Source organism: Muribaculum intestinale (assembly GCF_002201515.1).
GTDB lineage: Bacteria > Bacteroidota > Bacteroidia > Bacteroidales > Muribaculaceae > Muribaculum > Muribaculum intestinale.
The window spans coordinates 2,815,353-2,838,945 of record NZ_CP021421.1; the positions used below are offsets into that span (position 1 = coordinate 2,815,353).

17 protein-coding genes are annotated in these 23,593 nt (G+C 46.4%); 6 read left to right on the forward strand and 11 right to left on the reverse strand.

Going from position 1 to position 23,593, the window contains the following annotated elements; genetic code table 11:
- Positions 1–8: 8 nt before the first annotated feature.
- The 11 genes from traJ to ADH68_RS11590 all read right to left on the reverse strand — a co-directional run bounded on the left by traJ (position 9) and on the right by ADH68_RS11590 (position 10,066).
- Positions 9–1,007, reverse strand: a complete 999-nt coding sequence (gene traJ / locus ADH68_RS11540; RefSeq protein ID WP_068962035.1) for a conjugative transposon protein TraJ — start codon at positions 1,005–1,007, stop codon at positions 9–11.
- Between the two features lie 14 nt (positions 1,008–1,021).
- Entirely contained in the window at positions 1,022–1,660 is a 639-nt protein-coding gene (locus tag ADH68_RS11545) for a DUF4141 domain-containing protein (protein WP_088294824.1), read from the reverse strand.
- Positions 1,657–2,379, reverse strand: a complete 723-nt coding sequence (locus ADH68_RS11550; RefSeq protein WP_068960691.1) for a hypothetical protein — start codon at positions 2,377–2,379, stop codon at positions 1,657–1,659. Before ADH68_RS11550 ends, ADH68_RS11545 begins: the two co-directional genes overlap by 4 nt.
- 3 nt (positions 2,380–2,382) lie before the next feature.
- The gene (locus tag ADH68_RS11555) at positions 2,383–4,872 is read right to left on the reverse strand and encodes a TraG family conjugative transposon ATPase (RefSeq protein WP_068960690.1); all 2,490 of its coding nucleotides are present in this window, start codon (positions 4,870–4,872) and stop codon (positions 2,383–2,385) included.
- Positions 4,869–5,189: a DUF4133 domain-containing protein gene (locus tag ADH68_RS11560; RefSeq protein WP_068960689.1), complete on the reverse strand. Its 321-nt coding sequence runs from the start codon at positions 5,187–5,189 to the stop codon at positions 4,869–4,871. The genes ADH68_RS11555 and ADH68_RS11560 overlap by 4 nt, the downstream gene beginning before the upstream one ends.
- A complete protein-coding gene (locus ADH68_RS11565) occupies positions 5,189–5,497 on the reverse strand; it encodes a DUF4134 domain-containing protein (RefSeq protein ID WP_068960688.1) in 309 nt (102 codons plus the stop codon). The genes ADH68_RS11560 and ADH68_RS11565 overlap by 1 nt, the downstream gene beginning before the upstream one ends.
- An 83-nt stretch (positions 5,498–5,580) precedes the next feature.
- Positions 5,581–6,366 carry a hypothetical protein gene (locus ADH68_RS11570; protein WP_068960687.1) on the reverse strand — a complete coding sequence of 262 codons (786 nt, stop codon included), beginning with the start codon at positions 6,364–6,366 and terminating at the stop codon, positions 5,581–5,583.
- Complete coding sequence (locus tag ADH68_RS11575) at positions 6,363–6,674, reverse strand: DUF3408 domain-containing protein (protein WP_068960686.1); 312 nt, start codon at positions 6,672–6,674, stop codon at positions 6,363–6,365. The genes ADH68_RS11570 and ADH68_RS11575 overlap by 4 nt, the downstream gene beginning before the upstream one ends.
- Positions 6,675–7,064, reverse strand: a complete 390-nt coding sequence (locus ADH68_RS11580) for a DUF3408 domain-containing protein (RefSeq protein ID WP_068960685.1) — start codon at positions 7,062–7,064, stop codon at positions 6,675–6,677. It lies immediately after the preceding gene.
- A 10-nt stretch (positions 7,065–7,074) separates the two neighbouring features.
- Positions 7,075–7,830 (reverse strand): ParA family protein, encoded by a 756-nt coding sequence (locus tag ADH68_RS11585; protein WP_068960684.1) that lies wholly within the window; start codon positions 7,828–7,830, stop codon positions 7,075–7,077.
- Positions 7,831–8,872: 1,042 nt separating this feature from the next.
- Complete coding sequence (locus tag ADH68_RS11590; protein ID WP_068960683.1) at positions 8,873–10,066, reverse strand: IS4 family transposase; 1,194 nt, start codon at positions 10,064–10,066, stop codon at positions 8,873–8,875.
- 656 nt (positions 10,067–10,722) lie between these two features.
- Between ADH68_RS11590 and ADH68_RS11600 the strand changes: the two genes are divergently transcribed.
- The 6 genes from ADH68_RS11600 to ADH68_RS11630 all read left to right on the forward strand — a co-directional run bounded on the left by ADH68_RS11600 (position 10,723) and on the right by ADH68_RS11630 (position 23,589).
- Positions 10,723–11,148 carry a plasmid mobilization protein gene (locus ADH68_RS11600; protein WP_068960682.1) on the forward strand — a complete coding sequence of 142 codons (426 nt, stop codon included), beginning with the start codon at positions 10,723–10,725 and terminating at the stop codon, positions 11,146–11,148.
- 673 nt (positions 11,149–11,821) lie between these two features.
- Entirely contained in the window at positions 11,822–13,630 is a 1,809-nt protein-coding gene (locus ADH68_RS11610; RefSeq protein ID WP_068960681.1) for a reverse transcriptase/maturase family protein, read from the forward strand.
- An 81-nt stretch (positions 13,631–13,711) separates the two neighbouring features.
- Complete coding sequence (gene mobB / locus ADH68_RS11615) at positions 13,712–14,962, forward strand: conjugal transfer protein MobB (RefSeq protein WP_068960680.1); 1,251 nt, start codon at positions 13,712–13,714, stop codon at positions 14,960–14,962.
- Between the two features lie 57 nt (positions 14,963–15,019).
- Entirely contained in the window at positions 15,020–16,978 is a 1,959-nt protein-coding gene (mobC, locus tag ADH68_RS11620; protein ID WP_394370495.1) for a conjugal transfer protein MobC, read from the forward strand.
- A 22-nt stretch (positions 16,979–17,000) separates the two neighbouring features.
- Complete coding sequence (locus ADH68_RS11625) at positions 17,001–17,456, forward strand: DUF1896 family protein (RefSeq protein ID WP_068960678.1); 456 nt, start codon at positions 17,001–17,003, stop codon at positions 17,454–17,456.
- The gene (locus ADH68_RS11630) at positions 17,446–23,589 is read left to right on the forward strand and encodes a MutS N-terminal domain-containing protein (protein WP_088294826.1); all 6,144 of its coding nucleotides are present in this window, start codon (positions 17,446–17,448) and stop codon (positions 23,587–23,589) included. The genes ADH68_RS11625 and ADH68_RS11630 overlap by 11 nt, the downstream gene beginning before the upstream one ends.
- Positions 23,590–23,593 lie beyond the last annotated feature (4 nt).

The following is a 23,593-nucleotide window of genomic DNA, read 5'->3' on the forward strand; positions in this document are numbered from 1 at the left end:
TTTGAATGTCATTTTAATAGTTTTCCGGCTCTGCCGGCCACGTTGCCTGCAACTGCACCGCCGACACTTCCGGCCATGGACCCTGCTTGCATCGCTGTATTGTTGACAGCTCGATTGTAGTTTCCGGCACCTCCGGCTTGGATAATCCACCCCGCCACAGTGGGTATTGTGAAGTAGCCTATAATACCGATAATCATAAAGATAACATACGCGGTATTTGTCCCGTCGAGGTCTGCATTGGGGTTATTAGTCAGTTCTGAAATGTCGTTTTGAAGCATCAAAACTTGGATTTTGGCAAGAATTGTACTGAACAAATCCGCGACCGGAAGCCATAGATAAGTCTGAATATATCGCTGGATCCACATGGTCAGTGTTGACTGGAAGCCGTCCCATACCGAGAGGGCAAACGCTATCGGGCCGAGGATTGCCAACACAATCAGGAAGAATGTCCTTATTGTGTCTATCGTAAGGGAGGCTGCCTGAAACAGCATTTCAAGTAATTCCCTGAAAAAGTTCTGAATGGCTTTCTTGACCTTATACATTCCTCGCTCGATATACATTCCTGCGGCTGTCCCTATTTCAGTCACGCCCAACTCATCAATCTGACGGTCAAACTCAGCATCATCAACGAGGTAGGCGGTTGACGGGTCATTCATCATCTGCTCATATTCCAACCGGTCTTTTTCTTCACGGTACTTTTGCATATCGAGGGTTTGCCCCTCCAGCATCGAGGCTGTTCCTTGAACGATTGGCGACATCACCGCATTGATTGTCCCAAGTACAACCGACGGAAAAAACATTATGCAGAAGCCGATAACAAAGGGCCGAAGAAGCGGGAACACATCAATAGGTTCTGCTCTCGCCAGTGATTGCCAAATACGGTAGGCGACATAGAACAATGCACCTAATCCGGCGATTGCCTGTGCCACGCCCGCCATATCCGAACATAGTGGCATCATCTCATCATAGAGCGAGCGGAGGATTGTGTGAAGGTTGCTGAAATCTATCGCACACAGCATGGTTACCAGTATTTTTCACTGCCGTCGCCGTAGAGGTTTACAACCCTTTGTGTGTCGGCTTTCTTTTTCGCCCTCAGATAAGAGACGCTGATGTTCTTATTGGTGTAATAGGCGGTCAGATTCTTCAACCGCTTCATCTCCTTGTAACAGTTATCCACCACATCCATACGGTCTTTGTCGGTCATTGAGAGAGTGGTAATGTTGACCACCTGTTTCAAATCCCCAAGGACACCATTGGCTTCTTCCAAGATTCGGGTATAACCGGAGGCTATTGCAGACAGTTCCGAGGAAGTGAAGTTTGGATCCGTGAGCATCTTCTGGAAGTTATTGACGTAGTAGCCGGATATATTGCCGAGCATGAGGATTGTCTGCTGCACCTTTCTGGCATCGCGGACGAGATTGTTGACTGACTGGAGAGCGTCGTAATATTTCTTTGCCTGCTGATAAATTTTCACGGTTTCTTGAAAATTTTTCACCATGTGGGTCGCCGTCTGCGACTCTTGAACGAGTGATTTGGAGTTGTTTACGATGCTTTGGGCGATGTTGGAAGGGTCAATGACCGTCCATTGGGCGTTTGCCTTGTTTGCACTGAAAAGGATGCAGATAGCAAACAGTGAAATAATAATCTTGATATTTTTCATTCGTTTCTGTCTGATAAAATGACTTTTATTCTTTCACGGGTATCATCATCAAGAGAAAGTTTCTCAACACTCGTAAAAGCCCCATTGTCAAAGATTCCGTTGTGTGTTTCCCGTTTCAGCCAGACGCCAAGTCGAGGTATGAAGATAGCATTGTTATCCTCATCAAAATGGAATGTGAAGCCGAAGCAGCCATTGGCGTAAAAGCGGTTGTTTTCCGATTCCTCGCTCAATAAATACTTCCCGACAAGATAATGGTCTTCAATACCGTCCAGACTCATAATGTATGTGCCACCGTCTCTATAAATGGTCGCAAGGATTGTGTGCGAATCATCCTCCCATAATCCCTGCAACTCGGATATTTTGTCGATGATTGCCATCGGAACATCGCATGGGGAGAATTGTTCCTTAATATTCTCCTCAACCATCTTTTCAACCATTGGCTGAACGAGTTTCAAAATATCCTCTGTCTGGCTACGATTCGCACTCTTTATTGCCGACTTGATTGTATTTTCAAGGCGTTCAAAGCCGGAGTCAATCCAATTTTTAATGCAATCGGCACAGAGTGACATATTGCTTATGGTTTTCTTAAAGAGGAGTTTCAGACCTTTGCAAACAAGCACAAGGCCGTAAATTGCCAATGCTACGCCACCTATAAAAAGAATTGAAGTGGCGAGTATGGGAAAAAGTGGTTCAAATAATTCTAAAAGTTCTGTAAACATTCGTTATTCGTTAGCTAATCGTTTTATGGCGGCTTCGGTATCGCCGCCGAGTTTCTGTGCCATTTCCCAAACCTTTATTTTCTCCGTTTCCTCAGTGGTATAGCAGAGATATTCCTCTTTGCTCACCTCAGTGGCATAGACGGCTGACTGCGTTCCTCCAAGTCCAATCCACACCTCTTTATAAAGGCGGTTGGGATTGTTCGCCATGTTGATACTCAGTATTTGGGCTTTCTCCTTATCCGTCAGACCTAACAGCTCCTGTATCTGGTCGAAGCGGTTCATGTACTTGCGTTGGTCGAGAAGTATCTTGCAGTCGGAGTTGTTGATGATGGTTTCTTTCACAATAGGTGACGATATAATGTCATCGACTTCTTGCGTAACAACCACAGCCTCACCAAAATATTTGCGGACAGTCTTGTAGAGGTACTTCATGTACTCAGCCATATTTGCCGAGGATAGAGCCTTCCAAGCCTCCTCGCAGATTAGGACTTTGCGGATGCCTTTCAACCGGCGCATCTTGTTGATGAAAGCCTCCATGATGATGATTGTAACAACCGGGAAAAGTTCGCGATTTTCTTTAATACTGTCAATCTCGAATACCACAAATCGCTTGTTGAGCAGGTCGATATTGGCTTTTGAGTTGAGCAGGAAGTCGAAGCGGCCACCGTGGTAGTATTGGCGCAGAGTGGTCAGGAAATTGTCAATGTCAAAGTCCTGTTTGTAGATGGGTATCGGGCGATTAGCCATTTCCGCACGGTAGTCATCACGCATGAACTCATAGAATGAGTTGAAACATGGGACAATGTCGCGGTCTTTTGCCATCTTATCGAGGAACATTGACAATGCCGAGCCAAGCTCGCCGGATTCAGTCTTTGTCACTCTGTCATCCTCCGATTTCCAAAGCGTCAGCAGCAGTGTTTTGATTGAGTCTTTCTTCTCCACATCAAACACTCCGTCGTCGGTGTAGAACGGGTTGAAAGATATGGGGTTATCCTCCGTATATGTGAAATATACGCCATCTTCACCGTGAGTCCTGTTTCGTATCAGGTTGCTCAGACCTTCGTAGGAATTACCCGTATCAATCAGAAGTATATGCGCGCCCTGTTCATAATATTGCCTGACAAAGTGGTTGGTAAAGAACGACTTCCCACTACCTGACGGGCCGAGGATGAATTTGTTGCGGTTGGTGGTTATGCCTCGCTTCATCGGTTCATCGGAAATATCCAAGTGGATAGGTTTGCCCGTGAGTCTGTCAACCATCTTTATTCCGAATGGGGATAACGATGAGCGGTAGTTGGTTTCGGCAGTGAAGAAGCAAACCGCAGGTTCAATGAACGTGTAAAAAGATTCCTCCGCAGGGAAGTCGGCCTCATTGCCGGGCATCGCTGCCCAGAACAGTGTCGGGCAGTCGATGGTGTTGTGCCGTGGCATACAACCCATTGTCGCCAGCTGACCGCCAACATCATTCTTGACCCGCCTCAATTCCTCGGCATCATCGCTCCAAGCCATTATATTGCAATGGCAGCGCACGGAAATCAGTCCGTAACTGTGGGCTTCATTGAGATATTGGTCAATCCACTCCTTGTTGATGGCGTTGCTTCGGCTGTACTTCGACAGGGAGTTCATATTGCGTGCCGTCTTTTCAAACCGCGTCAGATTCTCGTCAGGATTATCAATCAGTAGATACTGGTTGTAGATATGGTTGCAAGGCAACAGCAACCCTACGGGAGAAGCGAAAGAAAGCCGGCAGTCGCTTCGGTCAGTTGATAACCGCTCATATCGGTTGTCTGTGCTGACCTTTGCGGGCAAATCCTCAGTGTCTGAAAGAGTATGGAGGCAGAGCATCTTGTCGCCGATTCTCATCTCCTTTGCCGACAGGTCAATGTCCTCCAAGCAAGTGACGTCGTCCATTGACAGCGACATATATTTCTCAATCAGTCCGGAGGTTGATTCAGTGCCGATAAGGTCTTCATCACTCAGTCTATGGAGTTTGATATAGCCGGTGTCATTCATAATTCGCTCGAATTGCTCAACGCTTTCCATAAATTTCACAACCATTTCGTGATTCAAATCCTTTGGCATTATACGTCCACGACAGAGGGTTGAGAAGTTTGACTGCTGGCGCATACGCTCCTTTGTAGTCTTCGTCAGGAAGAGGTAGCATTTGTGGGCGAGATATGGACGCTCATTGAAGTGGCGTTCAAATGAACGGTCAAGAAATGACAAATCCTCTTTTTGAAGTTCCGGCTTATACTTTTCACTGACAAACCAGTCCTGCTTATGTACGACAGTGTAATGGGGCAACACCTTGATTGCCTTGCACCAAGCGGAGTGCATCGCTTCATATTCAGCGGAGGTGACAGTGAATAGTTCCGGTAGGCTCACCTCAAAGGCCACGGTGACATCCGCGTCCTTTGAGATGATGCAGCCATGCTCGACCGCCAGCAGCGGCAGCTTTGACTCCAGTGTTGTAGCTTTCAGTATATTCCTCATTTATTCTTATGTTTTATCAATCGTGTTATGCGCAGACGGTTGATGATATATCGTGGTCGATACTTGACCGAGGTCAGTTTCATCAGACCGTACTGGCCGTATTTGGCATTGATATGGAATGTGAGCCAGACAAGAAAGGACGCACCTGTCGCACCGAAGCCTATGCAGACCCATTGGGAGATTCCGGCGATATACATGATGACGAATACCACGAAAATGGCAAGCAATCCTCCTGCGAAGATGAACAGGTATTGCGCTTTCAAGCCTTTGTACTCAACCGACCGACCAATGCCCTTGTTGATTGAATACTCGGACATCAGAGGAAAAATGATCGGAGGATTGTGGCTGCTACAATCAGGAAGATACAGGCACCGAACCATGAGGCGGCAGTCTTGCTCGTGTCGGGGTCGCCACTCGACCATTTGGAGTAAACCTTGATGCCGCCGATGAGTCCGACCACGGCACCGATTGCGTACACCAATTTCGTCCCTGGGTCAAAATAGGAGGTGACCATTGAAGTGGCTTCATTGATGCCACTCAGACCGTTACCGGCGGCGAACATCTGGATTGCAGCCGTCAGAAGAAGCATTGCGGCAATGGGACGGCGGCGATGGGGTGCGTTCATAAACGCTACGGTTCTTTCATAGAATTTCTTGAAAAAATTAGACATGAATTATATTATAGATAGGTTTGCCTTGCGGCCAAGTGTCAATGATAGACATTGAAATCAATTTCATCAATTTCCGAGGTGTCGATGTCAGCGTGGAAAAGGACTCTTTTAGGTTTGTCCGGCTGCGATTCAGGGGATTGAGCGGAGTCATTCTGGTCATGTTCTGGAATAGTATCCTCCGTTTCCTCTTTCGTTTGCTTGGGCAGATGTAATTCGATAAGGAGAATCTTTTTCTGAATTGCCGGGTCAAGTGAAAGTTTTTCCTTTATGACTGTACCGTCAAGTTTACGGAGAGTTTCCTGTGCTACCTCCATATCCTCCGGGTTGTTAGACGTCTCTTTCAACACATTCATTGTCGTGGTCATATCGTTGAAGTCCAAGCCGTCGGCGCATGGTTCAGTAGGTTCGGGAGCCTCACCGGTCAATTCCGCTACTGTTGTGTTGGAGAATACTTCATCAAGTTTGTCATTGGGTACAACTATTGAAGATTTCTTGTCCTCTAATTCCGGGAATCCGGCATCTGCAAAGTTGCCATATTCCTCTATGATAAGAGGAACGACCTCTTTCACAATCTCTTTGACAATCTGCTTATATGTGTCGGGGTCATATTTGCTTTCTCCGACAACGGAGGCTATTTTCTCCTCAATGGGATTTTCGACCGAAGCATCAGATACACCTTCATTATTATTTTTAGGCGGGTCTGGTGTATTATCAGACGCAGCGTCTGTTGAGGGACTGTCTGCTTTCTCTTTATCCTTTGATAGGAGCATTTTGGCAAGAAAGATATTGCTTGCCAAAAGTGCCAGCACTACAAATACTGTCATGTAAATAAGTCCTCACGGCTGTCTTCAAAGATTCGCTTCATCAGGTCTGCGTTCTTTGCGAAATGGTCGAGGACGATTGCTGACAGATAGCTGCCGATAGTTGCACCATGAGGAGCAAGGACTTTCACCATCTTGGTAAGAGTATCGTGCAACTGTGGCTGGATGTAGGTGCGCCTCGTGGCGAAATCATTTGAGCCGGAGAGATACTTTTCTATGTATGCAGCCTGTTCCGGGTCTGTGGCTTGCATTTCGGCTTCTACCGAATCGGGGGTGACTTTGATAGTGAGTTTATGGGTTACATTTTTCATTTATTGTCTTTTTTCAATATAGGTTTCATACTCTCGGAAATGCTCCGCAAGTACGTTGTTGATATATGCTTTGGCTGAGCAACAAGGTGTATCGCCGTATGAGATGATCCGCTTTACCTTCTGTATAAAAATTGGGTCAACCTCAACAACCTGATATTTCTTCCTTGACCGCATGTGCGCCATATTGCGCACGAAGCAGTCAAGATATTCTTCCTCTGTCTGAGGATGTGATTGCGGGGTGTTGTCCGGCTTGGATTTCTGTTTGACAGGAGAATCTTTATCCGACGATGTAACTTTAGGTTTCTTGGAAGGTTGCGTCTGGGAGGGGCTCTCCCGAAAATCTCGGATGAACTCATCAGGGTCTATATCCGATTCATACACTTTACCCATAGGTCAGACATCACAGGTTGACAACCTTGAGGAATTCCTCTGCAAGTTCCTGTAACCTCGTCCCTTTGAGCAGCGCCTTGTCCGGAGGCATGATCGTGGACCTGAAAACAGCCCTTTCAAGCGTTTCCGAACCTTCGCGGCGATACTTCTTCGTGTCGGGAACTTTTGTGCTGAGGGTCGGCAGACCCAGTTCATCGAAGAGTTTCTCATAGCGGTCGTATAAGTCGGTTTTCTCACGGGCATCGGTCATATTCCAGAGCATGTGAACACCCTTCAGCTGGGATTTGCCGGTCGTGAGCCATTCCTGTAATTTGAGTGCATAAGCGAGCGAACTCTCCAATACCACCTTGTCGGCGGAGATTGGTACGACAATCATGTCCATGCAGTTGGCCACTGTTACCACGCCACGGTTATTCACTGTGCCGGGGAGGTCGAAAAACACGATGTCGATGTCGTCGCCACTTTCAACCAGCTCCTTGACTTTTGACATGGCTTCCTCCGGAGGGCATACCAGAACAGGGAATGGTTTCAGCTTGGTTCGGACGAGTGTGTCGGAGAATGTTTTCTTGAACGAGGGACTCAGGTCAAGAAGCATCTTCTCTCGCTTGCGCATTTCGTCGATGCTGTACTGCGGATAGTCGCAGTCAACAACGAGAACTTTCAGACCCTTGCAGTAATACAGGTAGCTCGCTACCGTGACCGTAAGGGTAGTTTTGCCTGCTCCTCCCTTTTGGGTGGAGAAAGCGACGAATTTGGGTTCTTTCATTCATTTTTGAATAGAGGTTAAGACACAACACGGGCCTTGGGCGACAGCGGGGAATTCAATCCGGGTAATTGGATTCCACACTACCGTCTGTGTCACAGCGTAATAATAAAATGTATTGGAAGTCAGCCTTACAAATGGCTTAAATAGCCCTGACGTGCAGTCCCATAGGGTAACTGTTTTGAACTCAGCGGGCACCAATCACAGCCATAGCATCGGCCGTGTGAATTGTATATTGTGTCGCATTTCAAGAATCATGAATCGCGCTGGAGTCGTTCCTATAACCATTAACTTGAACGTTCAGGGGATTCTGTCAACCGGAATGCTCTGCAAAGTTACAACACAAGGTAAGCGTTTTCCAAAATTTCGAGGGTCTTGGACGCACAAAGTATAGATATGACCGCATTTGGCCGGGTACTCGTGATATATCCTTAACCCGAATCTTTTATGAGAAGGGGGTGCATTTCAGATTCAGAGGTCTTGCTGTCGCTGTTCCTATAACCATTAACTTGAACGCACAGGAGTTTTCGTCAGCTGGAATGCGATGCAAAATTACAACAACAGCTCAGCGATTTCCAAATTTTCAAGACCCTTGGACGCACAAAGTATAGAAATGGCCGCATTTGGCCACATACTCTTGAAGTCAATCATTATGTTCAGGTGCGGTTAAAGCATGGTGACTCCTCACACAACTTCCAACGTCCATAAGTCCCTATGTCCTTATAGACATATAGACCTATATCCTAAATATTAAGAGAAATATATTTCTATATAGATAGAACTGAATATAGATAGAAATAGCGATACATCTACTACACCAAATAAACATAAATAGATACTACGATAGAACGATAGTATTAGGGATAAATAGAAACATCATTCTATCTATGACAATAAATACACATACTAATCTCTATGCAGATAATTAGAATAATATTTCTATTGATACATTGAGATAGTACAAAGTATATATCTCACGACATCGGTATTTTTATTAACATAGGTCATGTGTGTCCACTAAAAATTGTGGACGGTTTATATAAGTTTAACAATTAAACAAATTTGGTTCACTTGAATCATCAAGCTCATTGATAATATTGTTGTTAGGTTTGTCAAAGAGTTCCCCAAGCGGTAAAGTCTCTGTAAGAGAAACACTTACCAATTGTAGCATCTCATAGATTGGTCTTTGGGTTCTCATCTTTTTCTGCACAATGGCCATCATACAATAGGCTGTGATTGCGGAGTAAATCTGGATCCTGACGGCATTTTCGCTGGTACCCCAGAATTTTTTAATCTTGAGATGCTGCTTCAACCATTTGAAGAACAGCTCGATTTGCCATCGATTGTGGTACAGTTCAGCGACCATCACAGGACTGATATCCAACCTGTCATCCTCTGAGAAGGCGTTCGTAAAGAAGATAAACTTTCTCTTGCTTTCCTCATTCCAGTAGATGACTCTCCTGATCTTGTCCGGATACTTTCCCATGGTCAGTTGGCCATCCATATAGCCGATTGCATCAGACAAGATACCTGAACCCGGCGGAAAGCGCCTCTTCCATTTCATGGGCCTGAAGTCATTGTTCTTCTTGCCTCTGACCACGAAATAAGCTCCGATTGATTCGATTGCATATAGCCTTTTGAAGTCGTTGTATCCTCTGTCGAAGATGTAGAACGAGTTTTCCTCGTATGGAATGGCATCCATGGCTCTCATATCATTCACACGGGCTTCCGTTATGTGGAAGAATGTCGGAATCGATGTTTCAATATCATACAGAGTATGAACCTTGATACCGCCTTTCCTCTGATTCTTTCTGTACACGGCCCATTTGAATGCATTTAGGCAAAGCTCTATCGTTGTTGAATCAAACGCATAAACGTGTCCGTTCAGCTTGAAGATATCAGTTGCACGACATTCTCTGGCTTCTGCGATAACACGGTATGCAAACTCTTCAAAGATGTGGTAATCTCGGCCATTATTCGCCTTAGAGAGATTACTTTTGGTGGCATACTTTCCAAAGCCGAGATGAAAGGCTTTACGCGATAGCGCTTGCGTAGCAAGTGCAAGGTCACGAAGACTTTCACGGTTGGAAAGTTGACCGAACATCAAGACTGCGAGCTGATTCCAGCACGTAAAAAACTTGACGTACCGATTTCCGTTGTATTTATTTGATATTCTGAGGAATATATCCTTATCAAGGAAATCTAAAAGCTGAGAGAACACGAATTTTCCGTTATGCATATGCCATTCCACGTTGGTCTGGCAAAGATAATTTCAAATCGGCGCGGTCTCAAAACCTTTGTAACAACCTAACTTTCAATATTTTCAAAGAACTTTTATGATTTTTTAGTGGACACTAATGAACATAGGTATTGAACTATGAAAATCTCTTTAACTGTATCATTATACATATTTCCCAATATTTTCTAATGTGACGGAGGGCTGTCCGCATTTGGTCTGGAAATGGCCGTATTTGACCGCAATAATTGAACATGGCTATGGCGGCTCCGGTATCAACGTGCCAAACCAAAATCCTTGGCTTTTTCAAAAAAGTGCTTCCAAGAGGGTCAAAAATTTGCATTTCGGGGTTCCCATGTCGTATCTTTGTAGGAGCAATAGCGCATGACGAAGCCGAAAATCAGGCAGGAGCGAATGAAAAACACGGATTCTGATATACATCAACCAAAATCCACTTCCTTATATTATATCGGATGTTCACAAGAACATAGCAAGAACATAGCAAGGTGTCTTTTCAGTTACTGAAAAGGTTTTGGGTTACCGGGTATCCACAAAACGACCTTGCAATGTTGGGTAAATGCTCCGAAGTCGCATTTACCTTGAATAGACCTGCCGTTGGCTACAAAAACGCCATGCGTCACTTTCAATCCCGTTCTGTTATGGCAGAAAATTTCAACAAAGGAGGGCGTCCAACGGTCGCCAACCGTTGCCACAACTGCGTAATGCTACGCTTCGATGACCTCGAATTTGACAAACTTATCCGTATGATGGAGCTTGCCGGAGAGAGCGTCAAGGCTACTTTCATCAAGGGGCTGGTCTTTGGAAAGACTTTCAAGGTGCATAAAATCGACAAGACAATGCTCGATTATCTCACCAAACTTTCAGCTCTGTTTGCCGAATACCGTAACATCGGCGTCAACTACAACATCGTGGTGAGGGAACTCAAAGCAGGATTCTCCGAGAAAAAGGCAATGACGTTGCTCTACCGTCTTGAAAAGGAAACGAAGGAACTGGCGGCTGTCACCGCCAAAGTACTTGCACTTACTGAGGATATGCGCAACCAATGGTCGCAAAAATCTCAGTAGGCAGCAGTCTGTATGGCGCACTCTCATACAACGGCGAGAGTGCGTCCGTAATGGTCGCATAACAAATACCTCTTTGGCAAGAGGTTAGATAAGTGTTCCAAATAACATATTGGGGTAAAATCACCCCAACAAACAGTTGTTAACAACCAAATAACAAAGTTTAACTATGTTATATTATCTATTCCCATCCGACTTACCCTGCGGAGAAATCCTTAGGGGGAACATAGCACTTCGGAGAAGCGGCAAGTCAACTAACTACCATGTTGCGACTGAGCTGCAAGGGAAAAAGACTGACATAAGGATGAAGCCTGAATGGTTGAACGATAATCTATCGGTATCAGTTGTGACGGTGGCGGAAGGTAGCTATTTACGCCATCCCGTGGCACCGTGTCTATCTTCTCGCGTTGACACGGCTGGAACTTACCACGGCGAGACCGCAATAAGCGGAGAAAAAGGTGAAAGTCGCATCCGACAGTCAGTCGTGCCAATAGTTGTGATGCGTGCTAAACGGAGATTGCCTAAATCGGAATGCCGCAAGGCTATGGACTTCGGTTCTGAATATCCGACATGGCAACGGAGCGTCCATAGTAGTCCGAGCAGGGTAACGCCCTGTACATGGCAAAGGGACGCAGTTGGTATCTTCAATGTAATCAACGGATAACGTGAGAGACGTATGAGAAATCCAGAGATAATATTGAACACTCTATGCTCACACAGTAGCGATGCTGACTACAAGTATGAGCGGCTTTACCGATTGTTCTTCAACGAAGAACTGTTTATGGTAGCGTATGAGCGCATAAAATCCAAGCCTGGCAACATGACACCCGGCTCGGACGGAAAGACCATAGATGGAATGTCGCTGGAGAGAATCAACGCTCTTATCTCTTCGCTAAAAGATGAGAGTTACATTCCTAACCCTGCAAAGAGGGTCTATATTCCTAAGAAAAACGGAAAACTCCGACCTCTCGGCATACCTACAATCGAAGATAAACTGGTGCAAGAGGTGGCAAGGATGATTTTGGAAGCTATCTATGAGGGATACTTTGAGGATACCTCACATGGCTTCAGACCATCCCGAAGCTGCCACACCGCACTGAACAGTCTTCAGAAACGGTTCACGGGTAGCAGGTGGTTTATCGAAGGGGACATAAAAGGCTTCTTCGACAACATTGACCACTCTGTACTTGTGGACATACTCCGTAAGCGTATTGCCGACGAGCGGTTTATCCGTCTGATATGGAAATTTCTCCGTGCAGGTTATCTTGAGATTTGGCACTATCACAACACCTATTCGGGAGCACCGCAAGGTGGTATTGTGAGCCCTATTCTCGCCAATATTTACCTCGACCAATTCGATAAATACATGGCAGAATACGCTGAAAATTTCAAGAAAGGGAATAAACGTAAGGTAAATCCCGAATACGACAGTCTTAACAAGAAACTCGCGAAAGTGCGCAAGAAATGGAAATCCGAAACAGATGAGACGGTGAAAGCCTGCTTGTTTGAACGGATTAAGGAATTGCAGGCAAAATGTCTTTCAGTACCCGCAGGGCTACAGATGGATGCGAACTATCGCAGACTTCAATATGTCAGATATGCGGATGACTTCTTGATTGGGGTCATCGGGTCGAAAGCCGACAGCGAAAGTATAAAGGCAGACATCACACAATATATGAGTGAAAAACTGCTCCTTGAACTATCCGCTGAAAAGACCTTGATAACCCATGCGTCAGAGAACGCAAAATTTCTTGGCTTTGACATCACCGTCCAAACATTGGATGATACAAAAAGAAACAAGCGAGGTGTCATCCAACGTATGTTTGTAGGTGTAGTCAAAGTAAATCTATCGTCCGAAACTGTCAGAAAGAAACTGATTGAACTCGGAGCGGTAAAATTTACCCAAGAAAAAGGCAAAGAAGTTTGGAAACCGAAAGCAAGAACCCCGATGATAGGAATGAAACCACATGAAATGGTCGCTCAATATGACCTTGAAATCAGAGGTTTCTACAACTATTACGGTTTTGCCAACAACTCCTCCGAAGCCTGCGCAGGTTTTGGCTACATAATGTCGTATAGCCTTTACAAGACACTTGCTCAGAAACTTAACAGTACTGTGCAGGGCATCCTTGCCAAATATAAAAAAGACAAGGTGTTCACAGTGTCTTATAAAGACGAGAAAGGGAAAGACCGAACTCGTACACTATACAACGGAGGTTTCAAAAGACGAAAACCGTCAGAATTCGATTTCTGTGACCGTCTCCCATGCACAATGTATCTTCCAAAAGCCACCCTTGCGGATAGGCTAAGGTCTTGCATATGTGAAGTCTGTGGGACCAAGGGACCTCTCATTATGCACCATGTTCGCACATTAAAGACAGTTAATGGCGATACCCCTTGGGGGCGACAGATGCTGTATCGGCACCGTAAAACGGTAGCCGTATGTGCGGAGTGTTATGCCAAAATCAAAGAAAGTGAGCGTTAGAGTATATACCAATGGAGAGCCGGATACGCTGAAAGGTGTAAGTCCGGTTCGGGGGCAGACTCGGGGAAACCTACCGCAGAAATGCGGCAAGGCGCCCCGGTGTCGAGCCTACAAATCAACAAGGAGGAGGGTCGCGTACTCTCTACTAACAAGATTTATGTGCCACCTGACGGAAAAATCGGCATTTCGGAAATGGTGGAGGATTTCAAAAATTATATGCCGAAGGCCGGACGCACAAAGAAACCGGTTCTCCATATCTCCCTCAATCCGCATCCTGATGATGTTCTGTCTGATTCTGACCTCGCTAACATTGCCCGCGAGTATCTCAACAAACTCGGATTCGGTGAGCAGCCCTACATAATTTATAAGCACACTGATATTGAACGACACCATATCCATATCGTGACGGTCAATGTAGATGAACAGGGAAAGCGACTCAACATGGATTTTATCCATCGGCGAAGTAAAAAGGCAACTACCGAAATTGAGGAGAAATATAATCTCCGTAAGGCAGAGCGTCAGCGTTTGAATCCGGATACTCCATTAAAGAAAGTTGACTGTAATGCCGGTGATGTAAAGCGTCAGGTTGCCAACACCGTCAAGCTCATAATGAGCCGTTACTCATTTCAGACAATGGGAGAATACAACGCTGTGTTGTCGCTCTATGGTTTGACCTCAGAAGAAACCAACGGCAGAGTTAATGGCAGGGAGTATCATGGGTTAGTTTATTCCGTGCTGGATGAAAACGGAAGAAAGATTGGCAACCCGTTCAAGGCTTCACGCCTCGGTAAGTTCTCAAGCCTTAATGCAGTCCACGAAAAAATCAACCGTTCCGAACAGAATATAACTCATGAGGCAGTTGCAAAGACAAGAAGGCGAGTTGCTCAGTCCCTGAATGAATCTCACAGTAAGGAAGAATTTATTGCTACACTGAAAGAGCGCAACATCGACCTTGTATTGAGATATACCGATGAGGGTCGAATCTATGGCGCAACATTCATAGACCATGATACGCATACCGTACTGAATGGCTCTCGCCTTGGCAGGGAATTTGCCGCCAATGCTCTTAATGAACGATTCTCCGGAGATAATGAGGTTAGCCGGACTCCTGATATTGTTGAACCGACAAATCCGGATAATGAAACAAATCAAGAGCAGCAGACATCAACCAACTCGGCTCCTACTCAACAGCCTCAGGATAGCGGTAACGACTATGATTACTCACTCCCCGGTCTTGATCTGTTTCAGCTCAGTCCGACAGTTGACGCTGATGAGGAGGATTTCAAACGCCGCATGAAGCGGAAGAAGCGCGGTCAACGACCGAAATTCTAAATATTGTATATAAAAATGTCTCAGCAAGAGGACGACCTGCGGGCATTGGCTAAAATCATGGATTTAATCCGTGGCCTTAGCATCCTCGTTGTGGTCACACAAATTTATTGGTACTGCCATAACCTTATCGGTGATTGGGTATTCCATGCCCAGACTATGAAAATTCTGAACGGTCTGAATGAAGCAGGAGGTCTTTACAACAATCTATGGAACGCCAAATGGTGGGCCCTTCTATTGTTGGCTCTCTCTTGTTTCGGAACAAAAGGTGTCAAGGATGAGAAAATCAAGTGGCGGCAGATTTGGATAATCATTGGCATTGGTGGTGTCCTGTTTCTTCTAAACTGGTGGATGATGAGTTTAGGTTGGCAAATTACTTACATCGTGACCACAGTTGCCGGATATGTTTGCCTCCTTTTGGGAGGAATATGGATGAGCCGAATGTTGAAAAATAACATGATGGACGACCGTTTCAACGATGAGAATGAATCATTTCAGCAGGAAACACGCCTGCTTACGAATGACTATTCCATAAACCTTCCCACAAAATTCTACTACAAAAAACGGTGGAACGAGGGGTGGATAAACATTGTCAATCCTTTCAGAGCGACAATCGTACTCGGCACTCCCGGTTCCGGTAAGTCATACGCCGTTGTCAATAACTTCATAAAACAGATGATTGAGAAAGGGTACTCGCTTTATGTCTATGATTTCAAGAGTCCCGACCTCAGTACCATCGCTTTCAACCACCTGTTGAACCACCTTGACAAGTACGGAGATGTTGAGCCAAAATTCTACATGATAAACTTTGATGATCCGGAGCGCAGCCACCGTTGCAATCCAATTCATCCCGATTTCATGTCGGATATTGCCGATGCCTATGAGAGCGCATATACCATAATGCTCAACCTTAATAAGTCGTGGGTGCAAAAACAGGGAGACTTTTTTGTCGAATCTCCGATTGTATTGTTCGCGGCTATCATCTGGTTTTTGCGAATCTACAAAGGTGGACAATATTGCACGTTCCCTCATGCTATTGAGTTTTTGTGCCGCAGATATGAGGATATTTTTCCGATTCTAACCAGCTATCCGGACTTGGAAAACTATCTGTCACCATTCATGGATGCTTGGCTCGGAGGAGCAGCGGAGCAGCTTGCAGGTCAGATTGCCTCGGCAAAAATACCTCTCTCTCGTATGATTTCGCCACAGCTCTATTGGGTAATGACGGGCAATGACTTCACTCTTGACATCAACAACCCGAAAGAGCCGAAGATTCTATGCGTCGGCAACAATCCTGACCGTCAGAATATCTATGGCGCGGCTCTCGGACTTTACAATTCGAGAATCGTGAAACTAATCAATAAGAAAGGAATGTTGAAGTCCGGTGTCATAATAGATGAGCTTCCCACGATATACTTCAAGGGCTTGGATAATCTAATTGCCACTGCACGAAGCAATAAGGTTGCCGTGTGCCTCGGTTTTCAGGATTTCTCACAGTTGGAACGTGATTATGGGAAGCCGGAGGCGGCGGTCGTGATGAATACCGTCGGCAATATCTTCTCCGGGCAAGTAGTAGGCTCGACCGCCAAAACATTGTCGGAACGGTTTGGAAAGGTGTTGCAGAAGCGGCAGTCAATATCAATCAATCGTCAGGATGTAAGCCACTCATTCAACACGCAGATGGATTCGCTTATTCCACCGAGCAAGATTTCCACATTGACACAGGGAATATTTGTCGGAGCGGTTTCCGACAACATCGACCAACGCATTGACCAGAAGATTTTTCACGCAGAGATTGTCGTGGACAGTAAAAAAGTCGATGCCGAAATGAAAAAATATGTGCCGATTCCAATCCTGACCGATTTCAAAGATGCCTCGGAGGATAAGCACAAGATGAAAGCCGACATTCAGGCGAACTACGACCAAATCAAGCAGGACGTGCGGGATATAGTTGACAATGAGATTGCCCGCATAGATGCTGACCCTAAATTGCGACACCTTCTCCAACAGAAGGGTTGAAAACATCAATCGAAGTTTATTGATGACAAATAACCATTTTGACAGCCGGGGATATGACCTCGACTACTACAACCTTTTTCTCCGCCGGTACCTTTCAGAGCATAGATTTCCGGAAGCAGAGGATGATCTGTTTATTGCCACACGCACGGAACACGCATACGATGTTTTCGTTGAATCCCGCCTTGCCGGTGACGAGTGGTATATTTCCAATGAAAAAGCAATGGCGGCACTTTATGCCGGATTTGAAATGTCACCTTACGATTTCATCAGCGGCCTGTTGCTTGATGAGTTTCAAGACAACATCTCACTTGAAGATGAATCCATTGAGTTCTGGACTTTCACGTTCATTGATGAGTTGAAAGAGGAGTTCAAAGGAATTACTCTTGGCGAAGAGTTCTTCAACACTACCGAAGGAGAAGTATTCCGACTGACGGTTATTGGCCGTATTACCTTATTCTTTGAGGAGTATGGCTTATAACAGGTTGCAAACAATGCGCAACAACATTGAGGCTATTCGCGTCGCGTTTCGTCTCGGTGTCGAGAAGCGACCGCCCACCGCCGCTGAGCGCGAGGCGCTGGGCAGATATGCCGGATTCGGTGGGTTGAAGTGCATACTCAACGATGCTAATGAACTTGCCGATGCAGCCAAATGGAGCAAATCTGACATTGAATTGTTTGCGCCAACCGTTGAACTTCGCCGCCTTATCCACGACTATTCCAAGAATGACAAGGAGTTTGCCGCCTATATGGACTCGCTGAAAGCGTCTGTTCTGACGGCATTCTATACACCTTCGCCGGTGATTGATGCTTTGGCTGATACAATGAAGGAGCGTGGTGTAAAAGTTGGCAGTTTTCTTGAACCGTCTGCCGGACAAGGCGCTTTCGTTGATTCATTTCTGCAACACTACCCCGGAGCAGAGACTCTGGCATTTGAAAAGGATTTGCTGACAGGCAAAATATTATCGGCTCTGCATCCCTCAATCTCAGCCGAAATAAAGGGATTTGAGAAGATTGATCCTGATTTTGAGGGATATTTCGATGTGGCAGCCTCCAATATTCCTTTTGGGGACTTTGCGGTTGCCGACCCTCGATATGCGACAAGCAAAGAGATTGCCTACCGTCAGTCAACTAAGGCTATTCACAATTACTTCTTTTTGAAGTCGCTCGACTCCGTACATGAGGGTGGAATTGTCGCTTTCATAGCCTCGCAAGGGGTGATGAATGCCGCCAGCCCCTTTGTGCGCATGGAGATGATGCGTCGTGCTGACCTTGTGGGAGCTTTCCGTCTGCCGAACAATACCTTTTCAGACAATGCCGGAACTGATGCCGGGTCTGATTTGATTATTCTTCAGAAGCATACCAACAAGAAGGCGTTGTCGGCTGATGAGGAATTTTTTATCCAGTCGATTGTTGACCGTGAGACAAAAGCTCCCAACAACAAATATTTTGCGGCATTCCCTCAGAACGTTATCTGCACTGAGGCAAAGGTCGGCACTGACCAGTTCGGCAAACCGGCTATCATCTACAAGCATGAGGGCGGGGTTGATGGTATCGCCAGCGATATGCGAACGGCACTCGATGAGTCGCTGAAACTGCGTCTGAATCTGGACTTCTATAATAATAGGAGTCTTACGCCGCCAACACCTGAACCGCCATCGCCTAAACCTGTAAAACGAACCTCTGAAAATAAGGTCGAAAAACCGAAGCGTATAGCGGATACTCCGTTGATGCAGCAATATCGGGAGATGAAGAAGAAACACCCTGATGCCATTCTTCTTTTCCGTGTCGGTGACTTCTACGAGTGCATGGGTGTGGATGCGGTCAAAGCGTCGGAGGTTTTGGGAATTACCCTTACTCGCCGTATGGATGGTGACAAGAGTAGCATAGAGTTGGCAGGATTTCCGCACCATGCTCTCGATGTGTATCTGCCCAAACTGGTCAGAGCCGGCAACCGCGTCGCTATATGTGAGCAGTTGGAAGACCCGAAGATGAAGAAAAAGACGGTGAAGCGCGACACTCCGAAGCCAGAGAATCAGCCGAAACCTGACCCTCCCAAGCCAGAACCGCCAGAACCTTCTCCTGCACCAAAGGATGATGATCCAACGCCACCTCCAACCCCAATACCATCCGATAAGGAAATAGAAACATCTGGTAGCCCGGATTACAATGATAATCCTGACCCTCGTTTGTTCGCCTACAATCTTTTCGGAGAACTGGAGCCTATCGGCAAGCCACAACGTCAACCAAAACCTGCACAGCCGGAAGAAAAGCCAAAGCCAACGGTTACGATAACCGACACTCAGGCAAAGAAATTCCGTCCGCTCTCTGAAAAGGAGTTGGAATTTTACGGATCTCTTGATTGGGAAACCAATCCTCCCATCAATGGCTTCTACGAGACGATGATGAGCATCGCCCATCGTCAACTCGCAGAAATGGAGGCTGAACGTCAGGCAATGGAAGCGGCCAAGAAAGAGACAATCACCGAAGACGGCACTATTATCGAAATATCAAAAGGTGATTTTGTCCCGAAGCCAAGAGTAGCTACAGAAGCTCCCAAACCGGCAAAACTTGATATGTCTCCCCGTCCTTTCTCGGAGGATATTCAGTTCTTCCACCACAACGGTTCTATGGTCGTTGACAAGGGGCAGGTCGGTTTTCTCTCGGAGGTTCGCAAGAATGGCGCGACTTTCTCGCCGCTGTCACTCAAACCAGAGCAGGAGAAAAGAGCAATGCTATATGTTACCCTCTCTGAAACGTATCAGCAGCTCTACAACTTCGAGGCCGAGACGCATGAGGCTTCAACCGAGTTGCGTCAACACCTCAATGACTACTACGATGAGTTCGTGGATAAGTATGGCAACCTTAATGAGAAACAGAATGTCAAGTTCATTCTCATGGATGCCAACGGTCGCGACGCTCTTGCCCTTGAACGTGGAGAAAATGGTGTATTCGTAAAGGCTGATATTTTCGACCATCCGGTCTCATTCTCACAGGATGAAATTACATCGGTTGAGATGCCGCAGGACGCTCTTATGGCTTCGCTCAATAAATACGGCGAGGTCAATATGGACTACATGGCAGACCTTCTCGGCATTGACAAGACTGCCGGATCCATTGTCGGTGAATATGAATGGGATTTGCTTGATGCTCTCAAAGGTCACATCTATTACAATCCACTTGTGGAGAAGTATGAGATTGCCGACCGCTTCATCGCCGGAAATGTGGTTCAGAAAGCGGAGGACATCAAGGCATGGATTGACCGTGAGGAAAAACGCATCGAGAATTTCCCCGGTTATGACGGCATAGAACCGTTCATCGAAATTTCCAAAGACTCGTTGAAAGCGTTGGAGGAAGCCATTCCACGAAAGATTACTTTCGATGAACTGGACTTCAACTTCGGTGAACGCTGGATACCGACAGGCATTTACTCGGCCTACATGAGTCATCTCTATGGTACTGATGTGAAAATTGCCTATTCTTCATCAATGGATGAGTATTCTTGTGACGCACGCCGCAAGAATATGAAGATATGGGAGGAGTTCTGTGTCAGAGGCTACTATCGTGTATATGACGGCATGAGCCTTCTCAAACACGCCCTGCACAACACAGTGCCCGACATCAAGAAGTCAATAGGCAAGGATGAGAATGGTCACGACATCAAAGTACCGGATTCAGAGGCAATCCAACTCGCCAACACCAAGATTGATGAAATACGCAATGGTTTCTCTGAATGGCTTGATGCTCAGTCTCCGGAGTTTAAGGACAGATTGGTTGACCTTTACAATTCTAAGTTCAACTGTTACGTCCGTCCACATTACAATGGAGCGCATCAGACATTCCCTGACCTCAATATGAAGTTGTTGGGCGACCGATATGGAATCGGCTCTATATACCAGTCGCAAAAAGATTGTATATGGATGCTGAAACAGAACGGCGGTGGCATCTGCGACCATGAAGTCGGTACGGGTAAAACGCTGATAATGTGCATTGCAGCACATGAGATGAAGCGTCTCGGACTCGCCAACAAACCGATGATTATCGGCATGAAGGCGAATGTCGCGGAGATTGCCATGACCTACCAGACAGCCTATCCCAATGCCCGTATTCTGTACGCCGATGAAAAGAGTTTCAAGGCAGATAACCGAGTCGCCTTCTTCAATCAGATTAAGACCAACGATTATGACTGCGTGATAATGTCGCACGACCAGTTCGGCAAGATACCGCAGTCGCCGGAAATGCAGCAGCAAATCCTGCAAGCGGAACTTGATACGGTTGAGGAGAATCTTGAAGTCATCAAGCAGCAGGGACACGACATTTCCCGTGGTATGCTCAAAGGTCTTATCAAGCGAAAGGAAAATCTGACCGCCAAGATAGCCACCATCCAATATCAGATGGAGCAGAATAAGGATAGTGTCGTGGATTTCAAGCAGATGGGCATCGACCACATTTTCGTTGATGAGTCGCAGAACTTCAAGAACCTGATGTTCAACACACGCCATGATAGAGTGGCAGGTCTAGGCAATAGTGAGGGAAGCCAGAGGGCACTCAACCTGTTGTATGCAATCCGTACCATCCAAGAGAGGAATGGCAAAGACCTCGGTGCTACTTTCCTCAGTGGTACGACAATCTCCAACTCATTGACAGAGTTGTATCTATTGTTCAAGTATCTGCGTCCGAAAGAACTTGAAAGGCAGGAGATAAGGTGTTTCGACGCTTGGGCGGCAATATTCGCCAAGAAGACTACCGACTTCGAGTTCAATGTTACCAACAATCTGGTACAGAAGGAGCGTTTTCGCTACTTCATCAAGGTGCCGGAGTTGGCAGCCTTTTACAACGAAATCACGGACTATAGAACCGCAGAAGATGTGGGTGTTGACCGACCGATGAAGAATGAGATTCTCCATAACATCCCTCCGACAAAGGAGCAGGAGGTTTTCATTCAGAAACTTATGGAGTTTGCCAAAAGTGGCGATGCCACAATCTTAGGTCGTGCGCCATTGTCAGACACCGAGGAGAAGGCGAAGATGCTCATAGCCACCGACTATGCCCGAAAGATGGCTCTCGACATGAGAATGATTGACCCCAGTTATTCCGATGATCCGAACAACAAGGCCAGCCATTGCGCCAAGATGATTTCTCAGTATTACCATAAATATGATGAGCAGCGCGGGACTCAGTTTGTATTTTCCGACCTTGGGACATACAAGCCCGGCGAATGGAACTTCTATTCGGAGGTCAAGCGCAAACTCATTGAGGACTATGGCATACCGCCGCATGAAATCCGCTTCATTCAGGAGTGCAAGACTGAGCGGTCAAGAAAGGCTGTGATTCAGGCGACCAACGACGGTGATGTTCGTGTCCTGTTCGGCTCTACCTCAATGCTTGGCACCGGAGTCAACGCCCAGAAAAGGTGTGTCGCAATTCATCATACCGATACACCTTGGCGCCCAAGTGATCTGGAACAGCGCAACGGTCGAGGAGTCCGTGCAGGCAACGAGATTGCCAAACTATATGCTGACAACAAAGTGGATGTAATCATCTATGCAGTAGAGAAATCGCTGGACTCCTACAAGTTCAACCTTCTTCATTGTAAGGCCACTTTCATTGCGCAGTTGAAATCCGGAGCGCTCGGAGCGAGAACTATTGACGAAGGTGCTATGGATGAGAAATCAGGCATGAATTTCTCTGAGTATATGGCTATCCTCTCCGGCAATACAGACCTGTTGGATAAAGCCAAGTTGGAGAAACGCATCGCGTCACTGGAGAGTGAGCGTAAATCCTTTGGAAAGGGCCGTGCTGATGCCGAGTTCCGTCTGAGTACCATTTCCCATGATATTCAAAACAACGAAGCGGCTATGGAGCGGATGAAGGCGGACTATGAAAAATATTCCTCCGTAGTCCAGCGAGATAAGGATGGCAACCCCGTCAACAACCTCACTGTTGATGGCTGCAAGTTCAAGGACGAGCAGAATATGGGAGTTCACCTGCAAGGGCTGGCACAGCGTACCGACACCCACGGACAATATCAGCGTGTTGGTGAGGTCTATGGCTTCCCAATCTCCATTATATCAGAGCATACCCTGATTGACGGTCGTGAGGGAGTGCAGAACCGCTTCGTTGTCGAAGGCTCATATAAATACAAGTACAACAACGGCTTCATTGCCATGAGCGACACTCACGCCGCCTGTATGAATTTTGTCAACGCACTGGAGAAAATCCCCGGCATAGTTGAGCAATATGAGGAGCGCACCGCCAAACTCAAAGCCGATGTCCCAATCTTGGAAGGCATTGTCGCCAAGCAATGGGGCAAAGAGGAGGAGTTGAAGCAGCTCAAATCCGAACTCGCCAGCCTCGACCGCAAGATAACTGCGGAACTGAAACCCAGCGATACTGAGGAAGCCGCCCGTGCCAAAGTAGTCACGCCGACAAAAGGCAACGGAGAGCTACTCGATGAACCTGCACCGTCTCAGAGTCAGGACTCCAAGAAGTCAATGGTGGCAGAGCCGACAACCATATACAAAGAACGGGAACCGTTAAGTTCCCGCATCATAATTGGTGGTTGTGGCATAACTCCCCCCGGAGGGTTCCGCGCCGCCGGCCCGAAATTGTAGATAA